The sequence below is a fragment of the Burkholderia sp. MSh2 genome, assembly GCF_000731655.1.
GTDB lineage: Bacteria > Pseudomonadota > Gammaproteobacteria > Burkholderiales > Burkholderiaceae > Burkholderia > Burkholderia paludis.
The window spans coordinates 89,381-102,127 of record NZ_JPGM01000024.1 but is presented as its reverse complement, the minus strand read 5'-3'; the positions used below and the strand labels follow the sequence as shown (position 1 = coordinate 102,127).

The window sequence follows — 12,747 nt, the reverse complement described above, 5'->3', positions numbered from 1 at the left end:
CCGACGCACGCGTCGCCGCATGTGTCGCCGCATCCCGGGGCGCCGTCAACGGCGTGCGGCCGGACACGGCCGCCACGTACGCGTGCACGGGTAGCCGGCCATGGGAGCCGGCCGCGCCGAAACCGCGCGCTACGCGCGCCGCCGGTAAGTGCCCGGCGTGCTCCCCGTCCAGTGCCGGAACGCGCGATGGAACGCGCTCGGATCGTCGAAGCCGATGTCCGCGCCGATCGCCGCGATCGTGTCGGGCGTATCGGTGAGCCGCTGGATCGCGATGTCGCGCCGCAACTCGTCCTTCAGCACCTGGAACGTCGTGCCTTCGGCGGCCAGGTGGCGGCTCAGCGTGCGCACCGAGCAATGCAGGTGCTCGGCCGCCTGGTCGATCACGGGCAGGTCGGGCAACGCGGCCGACAGGTATTGCCGCACGCGGTGGCACACGAGCTGTTCGCTGAACGATTCGAAGATCCAGTCGCCGGGTGCGCGCGCGAGGAACTTGCGCAGGTTGCGCTTGCTCTGCCGGATCGGCGCTTCGAGATAATCCGCGCTGAAGCGCATCAGCGTGCGTTCGCAATCGAACTGCACGGCGCCGGTGAAGAAGTACAGGTGGTCGACCGCGTGGCGCGGCCGCGGGCACGCGAACTCGATCTGCAGCAGCGGGATCTTCTGCCCGATCAGCCAGGAGCACACGCCGTGCACGAGCTTGAGCATCAGTTCCTGGCCGAGCGCGCCGATCGGGCCGATGGCGTCGTTCGGGCGCAGCAGCACCTGCGCGACGAGACCGTCGCGCCTCGATTCGACGAAGAAATCGTCGAGCAGGATATGGAAGAACTGCCCGAAACGGTGCAGCGCCGTCTCGAGGTTGCGCGCGTCGAGCAGGCTCAGGCACAGGTACTTCAGCGTGCCGCCGCGCAGCGGGCGCGAGAAGATGCCGGGCATCTCGTCGTCGAGATCGATCGCGAGCGTGCGGTACAGCGTCGAGAACTGCTCCTCCGTCACGCGCGCATGCGGCTCGCCGAGCAGCTCGATCGGAATGCCGGCCCCGCGCAGGTAGCGTTCGACCACGTCGCGCTGCACGCCCGCGCTCGCGAGAAAGCCGTTGACGAGCGAGATCGGCACCGTCGCGCTCGGCGACGGCAGCGCACGCCCGGGCCGGGCGGAAGGTGAATCTGAACCGGTCATCGCGTCCCCGTCGATCGAACCGCTCGCATTGTACTTGAGCGGCCCGCGCGGAGCCTTCGGGGCCGGCCGCGCCGCGCGGGCCGCGCGGCGCGGGGCGGCCATCAGTCGGTGCGGCTGAGTTCGCGGCGCAGGATCTTGCCGACGGTCGACTTCGGCAGCCGGTCGACGAAGCGGATCAGCTTCGGCACCTTGTAGCCCGCGAGGCTCTCGCGGCAGTGCGCGACGAGTTGCGCCTCCGTCACATACGCGTCCTGCGCCAGCACCACGAACAGCTTGACGGCCTCGCCCGTGCGCGCGTCCGGCACGCCGATGCACGCGCATTCGGCCACGCCCGGCACGGCGGTCGCGACGGCTTCCACCTCGTTCGGGTACACGTTGAAGCCCGACACGATGATCATGTCCTTCTTGCGGTCGACGATCCGCAGGAAACCGGCTTCGTCGAACACGCCCACGTCGCCGGTGCGGAAGTAGCCGTCGGCCGTGAACGCGGCCGCGTTCGCGTCCGGCTTCTGCCAGTAGCCGTGCATCACCTGCGGCCCCTTCACGCAGATCTCGCCCGCGCCGCCGATCGCCACCTCGTTGTCCTGCTCGTCGAGCAGCTTCACGTCGGTCGACGGCACCGGCAGGCCCGTGGTGCCGGTGAAAGCGTCGATCGACTGCGGATTGAACGACACGACCGGCGACGTCTCCGACAGCCCGTAGCCTTCGCGGATGAAGCTGCCGGTCACCGCCTTCCAGCGCGCCGAGATCACGTCGATCACCGCCGCGCCGCCGCCGGCCGACAGCTTCAGCCGCGACCAGTCGACTTCCGGCAGGCGCGGATGGCCGGCGAGCCCCGCGTACAGCGTGTTCACGCCGACGAACACCGTCGGCCGCGCGGCCTTCAGCACGTCGATGAAGCCGTCCATGTCGCGCGGGTTCGCGACGAGCCAGTTCTGCGCGCCGATCGCGAAGTAGGACAGGAAGTTCACCGTCAGCGCGAAGATGTGATACAGCGGGATCGCCGTGACGACCACCTCCTCGCCCGGCCGCCGCGCGCCCGGCACGATCGCGGAGAACTGCTCGATGTTCGCGACGAGGTTGCGGTGCGACAGCGCCGCGCCCTTCGACAGGCCGGTCGTGCCGCCCGTGTACTGCAGCAGCAGCAGGTCCGCGCCGTCCAGCGCGACCGGTTCGCACGCGAGCGACGCGCCGGCGGCGAGGGCTTCCGCGAGCGGGATCGACCCGGGCGGCAGCGCGTCGCACGCGCCGGCCGGCGCATCGACCACGCCGAGATCGCCGCGCCCCACGCTCAGCACGGTACGCACGCGGGTGCCGCCGACCACCTCGGCGAACGTGCCCATCGACCCGCCGCACACCACGGCGACTTCGACGCCCGCGTCGTTGAGCTGATGCTCGAGCTCGCGCGCGGTGTAGTGCGGGTTCACGTTGACCTGGATGGCGCCGAGCTTCGCGACGGCGACGAACGCGACCGGAAACGCAAGCACGTTGGGCAGCATCACGGCCACGCGATCGCCCTTGCGCACGCCCACGACCTGCTGCAGGTACGCGGCCAGCGCGCCCGACAGGCGGTCGACGTCGGCATAGGTGAGCGTGCGGCCGTACGCATGAAATGCCGGACGATCGGCGAAGCGGTGCATCGCGTCGTCCAGCAGCGCGGTTACGGAAGGATGGCGATCGGGGTCGATCTCGGCGGGGATCGAGCCGTACGACCCGGTCCAGTGTCTCTGTGTCATGTCTCACTCCTCGGGGGACGGCACGCCAGCCGCGCGCCGTTCGCACGGCGGTCTGCACGCCCGGGGGCGCGGACCGTCGCCTGACCGGTGACTATCGCCCGCGCGGCGCGCGTTGCAAATGATCCCGGTGGCCGAAAAGATGATCGAAACGGACAGGCGCGTACACACTTGTCCAGACAACTTCGCCCGCCGGCGCGGCGCGCGCATATTCCCCGGCGCGAATTGCTAAGCTGAAAGCAGCGTGGCGCGGCCCCGCGCCGTTCTTCATAATCGACGATCGTCATTGATTCGCCATCACGATGCAGCCGCTTGCCCTGGCCCCCGCCGACAGCTTCTCGTCCGTCCGCTTCCTGCTGACCGACATGGACGAGACCCTGACCCATCGCGGCCGTCTGGCCGCGCCAACCTACGCGGCGCTCGAACGCCTGCAGGCGCGCGGCATCCGCGTGATTCCCGTGACCGCCGCGCCGGCGGGCTGGTGCGACCAGATGGCGCGCATGTGGCCGGTCGACGGCGTGATCGCGGAGAACGGCGGGCTGTTTCTCCGGCGCAGCCCCGACGGGCACGGCGTCGAACGCCGCTACTGGCATGCGGACGATGCGCGCGCGGATGCGCACGACGCACTCCGGCGCATCGCGCGGCAGGTCGCGACGGCCGTGCCCGCCGCACGCCACGCGGACGACCAGGACTTCAGGCTGACGTCGCTCGCGTACGCCCGCACCGGCGGCGAGCAGGACGACCGGATCCGCGACGCGCTGCGCGAGGCCGGCGCGGACGCCACCATCAACAACCTGTGGATCATCGGCTGGGTCGGCGGGTACGACAAGCTGTCGATGTCGTTGCGCGTGCTGTCCGACGCGTTCGGCATCGACGCCGACGCCGCGACCGGATGCGTGGCCTATTCCGGCGATTCCACGAACGACGCGCCGATGTTCGGCTACTTCACGCACACGGCCGGCATGAGCACCGTGGTCGACTATCTGCGGCATCTGCCGGTCCCGCCGCGCTGGATCACGCAAGGCCCGGGCGGCAGCGGATTCGTCGAGTTCGCCGACGCGATCCTGCGCGCGCGCGACGACGCTCGCGGCTGACGCACGCGCGGATCGCGTATCGTCCTGCCCGCACGGGCAACGGCCGGAACCGGGCGATTCCGGCCGCCGGCCGCGCCGGACGATGCCCGCTCGCCTATCAGGGTGAACCCCATGGCGCACGGAACCGTTCCCGCGCAGAATTGCGTGCCGTAAACGATATCGATTCGGACGCAGGACTCTCCCATGCCGCGCAGTGCGCTCTTGAACCCGACGGCCGCCCGCGCAGCCCGCCTGCCGGACGCGTGGTCCGCCCACGCATTGCGCGAGGAACGCTTCACGCCGGCCAAGCTCGCCGTGCTGCTCGACGTGGCGACGCAGGCCGGCCTCGATCCGGTCGCGGTGCTCGACGGCACCGGCCTCACGCCGGCCGCCGTCGCGGACCCGTTCACGCTCACGTCACCGCTGCAGTTCCTGACGGCCGCGCGCAACGCGGTCGGCCGGTACGACGGCGCCGATCTCGGCGTGCGCGTCGGCCACCGGCTGCACGCGTCGAGCTACGGGATGTACGGCTACGCGATGCTGTGCTCGGAGTCGCTCGCGCAGGCGTTCGATTCCGCCGTCAAATATCACCGGCTCGCGAACGGCATGCTCGCGATCCGGTGGGTCGAACAGGGCGACACCGCATCGTGGCTGTTTCCGGACCGGCACGAGGTCGGGCTGCCCGATCTCGACGTGCCGCTGTACCGGTTCCTGGTCGACATGCAGTTCGCGCTGCACGTGACGATCATCAAGGACGTGATGGGTGCGTGGTGCGTGCCTGCGCGCGCGCAGTTCGCGCAACCGCAGCCGGCGCACGCGGCCATGCTGGCCGCCGCGCTCGAATGCCCAATCGCGTTCGACCAGCCGCATCACGTGCTCAGCTATCCGGCCGCGTGGCTCGCGCGCGCGCCGCAGCTCGCGAACCCGATCACCGCCGCGCAGGTGTCGTCGCATTGCGCGAGCCTGCTCGACGCATTGCGCAGCCAGAGCGGCGTCACGCGGCGCGTGTATCAGGAGCTCACGCGCACGCCCGGGCAGTTTCCGGATATCGACGCGATCGCGGCGATCCTGTGCATCACGTCGCGCACGCTGCGCCGCAAGCTCGAAGCCGAAGGCACGTCGTACAGCGAACTGCTGACGAGCGTGCGCAAGGCGCTCGCGATCGACTACCTCACCACGACCACGCTCGGCACCGAGGACATCGCGCTGACGCTCGGCTTCAGCGACGCGGTGGGCTTTCGCCACGCGTTCAAGCGCTGGACCGGCATGACGCCGAGCGAGGTGCGGCGCAAGCACGGCGGGTAGCGGTCCGCACTGGCCGCACGGGCCGACCGCAAACGGCCGCACCGCCCCGTGCGCGGCTACGCGAGCAGATACTCGCGCGCCAGCGTGCGCGCGCGATGCAGGCGGCTTTTCGCGGCGGCGGGCGACACGCCGGTGCGCGCCGCGATCTCCGCAATCGTCAGCGCCTCGAAATCGCGCATCAGCAGGATGTCGCGATAGTCCTGCGGCAGCGACTCCAGCGCGTCGACCAGCTCGCGCCGCAACGCGTCCGTATCGCGACTTGCCAGCCACCGGTCGACCGCCTCCTCGTCGTACGGATCGTAGTGCAGCGCCTTGCGGCCGAGCCGGCGGCATTCGCGGCGCACGACGCTGAACAGCCAGCCCGAGAAGGCCGCGAGCGTGCGCACCGAGGCGACCTTGCGCGACACGATCAGCAGCGCTTCCTGCACCGCGTCGTCGACATCGGAAATGAAGCAGTTGCGCTGCGCGTAGCGGCGCGCATCGGGCTGGCACAGGCGCAGCAGCCGTTCGAGCGCGCGCGGGTCGCCCGTGCGGGCGGCCTCGATCGCGCTCAGCCGTTGCTCGTCGGTCGGCATGTCAGCCCTTCGACTTGAGCGACTTGTCGAGACGGCGGCCGACCATCGCGCAGGCCGGACAGAAGCCGACCAGCCCCGACACGACGAGCCCCGCGGCCAGCACGGCCACGACGACGCCGGCAATGCCCTTGATCGACACCAGCGCCAGCACGGCGACGACCATGCCGATCGCGATCCGCACCGCGCGTTCCCGGCCGGGAACATTCTTCACATAAAACATCGGGAGCCTCTTCAGGTTGTCGAGAGAAGTCCTCTCGCCCGCCAAGAGGGCCGCACGCGGCCATCCGGTTCGCGCCCCATTAAATATTTCCCGCGCCGCGCGGTTCAGCGCGCGCCGTCGCCGCCCGCCGGCGCCACGACCGGCAGCGCGAACTCGAACACCGCGCCGCGCCCCGCCCGGTCGACCAGCCGGATACGGCTGCCGTTGAGCGCCAGCATCCGGTGCACGATCAGCAATCCGAGCCCGCCGCTCGTCACCGCGGCGCCGCTCATCGGCCGCTGCGGGCGCTGGAACAGCCCTTCGCGCCGCGCCGCCGGGATGCCCTCCCCGGTATCCGACACCGTCACGACCACGTAGCCGCCGCGCGGCTCCAGCGCGATCTCGACCTCGCCGTGCGCGGGCGTGTGCCGCAGCGCGTTGTCGAGCAGGTTGGTCAGCACGCGCTCGATCATCCCGAGATCGGCCGACACGACCGGCACGCGCGGCGGGATCCGCGCATGCAGCACGACCTCCCGCGCCTGCGCGGTCAGCTCGAATTTCTGGAACACGTCCTGCACGAGATCGACCAGCGAGAACGGCTCGCGCTCGGCCTGCACGCCGCCCGATTCGAGCCGTGCAAGCTCGAACAGCGCCTGCGCGAGCCGGCCGACCTTCGCGCTCTGCGCGAGCGCGATCGACAGGTAGCGCCGCCGTTCGTCCTCGGCGAGCGTGTCGGACTTCAGCGACAGCGTTTCCAGATAGCCGTGCAGCGACGTGAGCGGCGTGCGCAGGTCGTGCGAGATGTTCGTGATCAGCTCGCGCCGCTGCTGGTCCTGGCGCGTCAGCGCGCGCCACTGGTCGCCGATCCGGTCGGCCATCTGCGCGAACGCGGATTCGAGCACCACGATATCGTCGCCGCGCCGGCCGGGCGGCGAGCGCGGCACCGGCGGCTGCGTGTCGGGCGCGCCGTTCGCGTCGAAGCGGCGCATCGCGTCCGTCAGACGGCGCAGCGGGCGCGTGATGAAGCTGAACGCGGTGAGGCCCGCGAGCAGGCCGAGCAATGCGACGAGCGCCATCGACCACAGCGTCGTGCGCAACACGTTGCCGGCGTCGACGCGCGCGGCCAGCCGGTCGTGCGCCTCGCCGAGCAGCACCACGTAGATGTAGCCCGAGGGCGGCTGCCCCGCGCGTTGCAGCGGCGCCGCGCTGAACACCTTGCGCGCGTCGGGGCTGCGCGGATCGTCGCCGAGGATCGGCAGCGGCTCGCCCGCGATGAATCGCTGCACCGGCGCGAGATCGACGCGCTCGCGCTTCACGTGGCCGGGCGGCGCATCGTCGCCCCGGATGCGCCCCGCGTTGTCGAGCAGGTACACCTCGACGCTCGGGTTGACGCCCATCAACTGGCCGAACAGCGTGCGCACGGCATCCGGGCGCAGCCCGTTCGCGTCGGTCAGCGGCGTGCCGTGCGTGACGCTGTTGACGATGTTCGCCGCCAGGTCGCGCGACAGCCCCTGCACGACCTCCTGCTCGCGCATGCCGTTCGCGCGGATCTGCAGCCACGCGGACGCGCCGGAGCACGCGAGCAGCAGGATCGAGAACACCAGCGACAGCCGCTGGGTGAGGGTGAGCTTCATCATGCGTCCCGCTGGCCCGGCGCGGCGAGCTTGTAGCCGCGCCCCCACACGGTGAGGATCCGCACGGGCTCGGCCGGATCGGCCTCGATCTTGGCGCGCAGCCGGTTGATGTGGGTGTTGACCGTGTGTTCGTAGCCTTCGTGCCGGTAGCCCCACACCGCGTTGAGCAGGTCCATCCGCGAGAACACCTTGCCCGGATGGCGCGCGAAGAAATACAGCAGGTCGAATTCGCGCGGCGTGAGGTCGATGCGCGCGCCGTCCACGCTCGCCTCGCGCGCGATCGGGTCGATCGCCAGCCCCGCGACGTCGAGCGTGCCCGCGTCGATCCGCGAATCACGGGCGAGCGCGTCGACGCGCCGCAGCAGCGCCTTCACGCGCGCGACGAGTTCGAGCACCGAGAACGGCTTCGCCAGGTAGTCGTCGGCGCCGAGTTCGAGACCGAGGATCCGGTGCACCTCGCTCGAGCGCGCGCTCGTGATGATGATCGGCGTGTAGCGCGTCATCGCGCGCGCGCGCCGGCAGATCTCGAGGCCGTCGACGCCCGGCAGCATCAGGTCGAGGATCAGCGCATCCCAGCCGCCCTGTTCGAGCAGGCGCAGCCCTTCCGCGCCATCCGCGCTGTGCACGACCTCGTAGCGCTCGTCGCGCAGGTGCAGGCTCAGCACGTCGGCGATGTCGGCGTCGTCCTCGACGATCAGGATGCGTTTCGGTTGGTCCATGGCGGTGGGCGGCGGCACGGCGGTGCCGATGCGCAATGACGGTTCGGGCCGGCCCCGGGCCGGCTGGCCGGGTTCGCCGGGGCGAATCGCGGCAACGGGCCGCGTTGCTGCCATTGTGCAGAATTTTGCGGCGGCAAGGGGTCACGATTCATTTAACTTTGACTCGCGGCCGTGCCGTGGGCCAATGCAGGCAAGGCCGCGCGATCCGGCCCGGGAGGCAGAACCGGCGTCACCCCGCCCGGACACCGGACCGACGCCAAAAGAGTGCTCGACGACGGACACTCGCTCCCCGATACGGCGCTACGATTACGCCGCGCCCGGTTCGCGGTCCGGGAAGGGAATGCAACGCACCCCGGTTCAAGACCGGACCGCTGAATCGGCCCATATCGATCCCCCACCGGAATCTGCATGCAAGACTGTTACATCCTGTTCAGGCCGCGAAACCCGGCGTCCCTGCCGAACACGCGCGATTGCGTCGCACGCCTCGCCGACATGCAACGACGCGGCGCGCTCGACGAGGCCGACGTCGAGTCGTGCTTCACCCCGGCGCAACGCGCGTATTTCCGCAAGCTGACCGCGGAGGAGATGAAGCGGTACAACGCACTCTGGTTCGCCACGCCGCTGCCGCAACGCCACTCGGCGGACATGCCGCAGCCTCCGTGGGACTTCGGTTCGTTCGTGGACGCGCTGGCAAACGGAGAATACGAGATCGGGGGCGTCACCGGCGATGACGCACATCCCGCCCTCTCGTTCCATCCATTCGCGTATCCGTATGGCGGAACGGGAAGTCTGGTCGCGCTGATCGAATGCCTTGGAAACGAAATCGTCGGCATGGACGACGGCACCGGGTTGTCCCCCTACCGGCCGGTTCCCCGCTGGAACCCCGATACCGGCAACACGTAACCGCGCGACGCGGACCTCACACGCTCACGCCGCCAACGACTCGCGCCGCAATGCGGGCAGTTCCAGGTTCGCGCGGAAATCGTCGCCCGGATAATCCGTGTCGAGCAGATTGCGCCGGCGCAACTCCGGCAGCAACCCGTTGAGCAGCAGATCCTCCTGGTCCGGCTGGCCGAGCCCGTGCAGCGACAGCACGTCGACGAGCCCCGCGCGATAGCGCGTTTCGATCGCATCGGCGAGCTGTTCGGGCGTGCCCGCAACGAACCAGTGGCCGGTCTCCTGCGCGCGGACGATCAGCTCGCGCAGCGTCAGCCGCTGCCGCGCATAGCCGACGAAGATCGCGACACGGCCGCGCCGGCGATGCACGCTGTCGATCGCCGGCAGCAGCGATCCCGGCAACGGCTGGTCGAGCGGCAGGTCGCGCAGGTCGACGCCGCCGCCGAGCATGTCGGCCAGCTTCAGCCGGCCCTGCTCGTAGTCGATGTGTTCGTGCTTGTCGCGCAGCCGCCGAGCGACGTCGGCGTCGGATTCGCCGATCACCGAATGGAACGAGTTCATCACGAACGGCAGCCGCCCGGCGCGGCCGAACGCCGCCGCCTGCCGGTGCAGTTCGGCGACGAACGCGCGCGCGTCGTCGAGCGTCGGCTGCGACGTGTAGACCACTTCCGCGAACCGCGCGCCGAGCGTCACGCCGCTCGCCGACTGTCCCGCCTGGAACTGCACGGGGCGCCGTTGCGGCGAAGGCGGCACGTTCAGCGGCCCCTGCACCTGGAAGTGCGCGCCGTGGTAGCCGATCGCCCCGAGCTTGAGCGGATCGACCGACACGCCGCCGCTCGCCGTGCGCCGTGCGGCGCCGGGATCGTTCGCGTCGAACAGCGCGTTGACGACCTCGACGAATTCGGCGGCCCGCGCATAGCGCTGCTCCGGGTCGGGCAGCGCGGCGTCGCCGAAGTTTTCCTCGCCGACCGACGACGTCACCGCGTTCCATGCGGCGCGACCGCCGCTCACGTGATCGAGCGTGCCGATCAGCCGCGCGAGGTTGTACGGGTGGTGATAGGTCGTCGACACCGTCGCGACGAGCCCGATCGCCGAAGTCGCCTGACTCAGCGCGGCCAGCGCGACGATCGGCTCCTGGCTGCCGGTGCTGCCGGCGAGCCCGGCCGGATCGGCCTGCAGCAGGTCGGCCGTGAACAGGCCGGTGATCTTCTCGGCTTCCGCCTTGCGCGCGAGCGCCGCCGCGCGACGGACGCCTTGCGCGGCATCCGCGTCGCCCGGCGCATACAGCACGCTCGCCGCGCCGACGAGCGTCTTCAGCCGCCTGCGGGCGCCGCTCATGATGCGGCTCCCGCAAGGGCCGCGTGTCGGTCGATTGAAGCGTTTCGCTGATTCATCCGTGCTCCTGATGTTTCCGGTCGGTCGCCGCGCGCCGGCAGACGGTCGCGCGCCGGGCGTCCGGCAAGGTCCATGCGCACGCCGCGGTGCGCGCAGCCACCCACGATAACGCGGGGCCCCCTATGGGCCGGAACGAATATTTTCGGCTTTCGATATTCTTCTTGATTGTTTGACCGTGCGAACGGCGACGCAAAATAATCCGGCATGCCTAACCTGTTGATCGTGCCGCGGCGACCTGCGCCGATCGCCTCCTCATGACGTCCGACGCCCCTCATTCCGCTGCCGCACTGTCCGCCCTCCCGTTCCGTCTGAGCGTGCTCGACAAGAGCCCCGTCGCACCGGGCGAAACCGCCGCCGACGCACTCGCGCGCAGCGTGTCGCTCGCGCGCTTCGCCGACGACGCGGGCTATCACCGCTACTGGCTCGCCGAGCATCACAACACGGCCGCGCTCGCCTGCCCGTCGCCGGAAATCCTGATCGCGCACGTGCTCGCTCGGACGCGGCGGATCCGCGTCGGATCGGGCGGCGTGATGCTGCAGCACTACAGCCCGTACAAGATCGCCGAGAACTTCAACCTGCTCGCGACGCTCGCGCCCGATCGCGTCGATCTCGGCATCGGCAAGGCGCCGGGCGGGCTGCCGCTGTCGACGCAGGCGCTGCAGGCCGGCTACGATCCGGCGCGGCGCGCGTCGTTCGCCGCACTCGCGGCCGAATTGAAGCGCCATCTGCAGGGCGACGGCGCGCCGCCGGACGATGCGGGACACGACGCCGCCACGCTGCACGCGACACCGCTGCCGCCCGCTGCCGCGCAACCGTTCCTGCTCGGCGCGAGCGCCGACAGCGCCGCGCTGGCCGCGCAGCTCGGCTGGGCATTCGTCTACGCCGCCCACCTCAACGCCGCCACCGCGGATCTGGAACGGGCGCTCGACGCGTATCGCCGTGCGTCCGGCGGCCGCGCACCGCTGCTCGCCGTCTCCGTGATCGTCGCCGCCACGCGCGACGCGGCCGCGCGGCTCGCGAGCGGCCATCAGGGCTTTCGCGTGCAGGTGGGCGATGCGTCGGCGGTCAACGTCGGCAGCCTCGAACAGGCGCACGCCTACATCCGCCAGGCGGGCAACGGCCCGCACCGCATCGATGCGCGCGAGACGCGGATCGTGCACGGCACGCGCGACGACGTGCTGCGCGAACTCGACGCGCTGCATCGCCGCTACGACATCGCGGAATTCGTCGTCGACACGCCGCTCGCCGACGCCGCGCCGCGGATTGCGTCGTTGCGGCTGCTGGCCGGCTCACCGGCCGGCGACGTCAGCCGCGCGGCCGGCGAAGCGGAACCGACGCCACGCGCGAGCGACGTCGCGCGTCAACCCGACCTCGAAGGCGCCGCGCGATGACCGATGCGATCCGCGTTGCCGGCGCCGACGACGTGCCGGCCCTTTATGCGTTGCTGCAGGACGCGTATGCGCCGCTCGAGCAGCAGGGCGTGCTCTTCACGATCACGCGCTCGCCGATCGAGCGCGTCGCGCAGACCGTCGCGCGCGAGACGACCTTCGTGCTGGAACGCACGGACGCCGACGGCCGCGCGGCGCTCGCGGCGACGCTCACCGTGCGGTTCCCGTGGGTGTCCGGCGAACGTCATCGCACGCCGTATCCGTTCCTGCACTGGTTCGCTGTCGCGCCCGCGTTCAAGCGGCTGGGGCTCGGCCAGGCGCTGATCGACCACGTCGAATCGCGGTTCCTGACGGAGCAGGTCAAGGCGCCCGCGACCTATCTCGCGACCGCGACCCGCCATCCGTGGCTGCAGCCGTATTACGAGAAGCGCGGCTACGTCGCGTTCGACCGCTCGACGAACGCGCTCGGCACGCCGCTCGTGTGGCTGCGGAAAATCCTGATCCCCGCGCTCTACCCCGATCCGCCGGCGGCCGATGCCGCCCCGGACGGCGAACGCGTCGCCGCCGGCGCGTGACGCGCGCCGCCTCCCGGCCCGTTCCCGAACCCGGTCGCCATACCGTATTCCACCCGCTACGCCTCTCGTGAAGGACTG

12 protein-coding genes are annotated in these 12,747 nt (G+C 70.6%); 5 read left to right on the top strand and 7 right to left on the bottom strand.

What is annotated here, in order from left to right; genetic code table 11:
* Positions 1-129: 129 nt before the first annotated feature.
* Both GQ57_RS16370 and GQ57_RS16365 read right to left on the bottom strand, forming a co-directional pair.
* Positions 130-1,278 (bottom strand): AraC family transcriptional regulator, encoded by a 1,149-nt coding sequence (locus tag GQ57_RS16370; protein ID WP_034198414.1) that lies wholly within the window; start codon positions 1,276-1,278, stop codon positions 130-132.
* Positions 1,278-2,912 (bottom strand): AMP-binding protein, encoded by a 1,635-nt coding sequence (locus GQ57_RS16365; RefSeq protein ID WP_034198413.1) that lies wholly within the window; start codon positions 2,910-2,912, stop codon positions 1,278-1,280. The genes GQ57_RS16370 and GQ57_RS16365 overlap by 1 nt, the downstream gene beginning before the upstream one ends.
* Positions 2,913-3,211: 299 nt before the next feature.
* Between GQ57_RS16365 and GQ57_RS16360 the strand changes: the two genes are divergently transcribed.
* Complete coding sequence (locus GQ57_RS16360) at positions 3,212-4,003, top strand: HAD-IIB family hydrolase (RefSeq protein ID WP_031401561.1); 792 nt, start codon at positions 3,212-3,214, stop codon at positions 4,001-4,003.
* A gap of 183 nt (positions 4,004-4,186) precedes the next feature.
* On the top strand, positions 4,187-5,287 hold the full coding sequence (locus GQ57_RS16355) for an AraC family transcriptional regulator (RefSeq protein WP_034198412.1): 1,101 nt from the start codon (positions 4,187-4,189) through the stop codon (positions 5,285-5,287).
* 56 nt (positions 5,288-5,343) lie between these two features.
* Here the strand turns inward: GQ57_RS16355 and GQ57_RS16350 are convergent, their stop codons facing one another.
* The 4 genes from GQ57_RS16350 to GQ57_RS16335 form a co-directional block, all read right to left on the bottom strand.
* Complete coding sequence (locus GQ57_RS16350) at positions 5,344-5,862, bottom strand: RNA polymerase sigma factor (protein WP_034198411.1); 519 nt, start codon at positions 5,860-5,862, stop codon at positions 5,344-5,346.
* A gap of 1 nt (position 5,863) precedes the next feature.
* Positions 5,864-6,082, bottom strand: coding sequence for a YgaP family membrane protein (locus GQ57_RS16345; protein WP_031401558.1), 219 nt, complete (start codon positions 6,080-6,082; stop codon positions 5,864-5,866).
* Positions 6,083-6,186: 104 nt separating this feature from the next.
* Complete coding sequence (locus GQ57_RS16340; protein ID WP_031401557.1) at positions 6,187-7,695, bottom strand: sensor histidine kinase; 1,509 nt, start codon at positions 7,693-7,695, stop codon at positions 6,187-6,189.
* Positions 7,695-8,414: a response regulator transcription factor gene (locus tag GQ57_RS16335; protein ID WP_031401556.1), complete on the bottom strand. Its 720-nt coding sequence runs from the start codon at positions 8,412-8,414 to the stop codon at positions 7,695-7,697. Before GQ57_RS16335 ends, GQ57_RS16340 begins: the two co-directional genes overlap by 1 nt.
* 492 nt (positions 8,415-8,906) lie before the next feature.
* On the opposite strand from GQ57_RS16335, the gene GQ57_RS16330 reads away from it, so the two are divergent.
* Complete coding sequence (locus GQ57_RS16330; protein ID WP_152601865.1) at positions 8,907-9,317, top strand: hypothetical protein; 411 nt, start codon at positions 8,907-8,909, stop codon at positions 9,315-9,317.
* Between the two features lie 24 nt (positions 9,318-9,341).
* On the opposite strand, the gene GQ57_RS16325 is transcribed toward GQ57_RS16330, so the two are convergent.
* A complete protein-coding gene (locus GQ57_RS16325; RefSeq protein ID WP_034198410.1) occupies positions 9,342-10,649 on the bottom strand; it encodes an NtaA/DmoA family FMN-dependent monooxygenase in 1,308 nt (435 codons plus the stop codon).
* Between the two features lie 311 nt (positions 10,650-10,960).
* On the opposite strand from GQ57_RS16325, the gene GQ57_RS16320 reads away from it, so the two are divergent.
* Complete coding sequence (locus tag GQ57_RS16320) at positions 10,961-12,097, top strand: MsnO8 family LLM class oxidoreductase (protein ID WP_052001341.1); 1,137 nt, start codon at positions 10,961-10,963, stop codon at positions 12,095-12,097.
* Positions 12,094-12,669, top strand: coding sequence for a GNAT family N-acetyltransferase (locus GQ57_RS16315; RefSeq protein ID WP_031401552.1), 576 nt, complete (start codon positions 12,094-12,096; stop codon positions 12,667-12,669). The genes GQ57_RS16320 and GQ57_RS16315 overlap by 4 nt, the downstream gene beginning before the upstream one ends.
* The last annotated feature ends 78 nt before the right edge of the window (positions 12,670-12,747 follow it).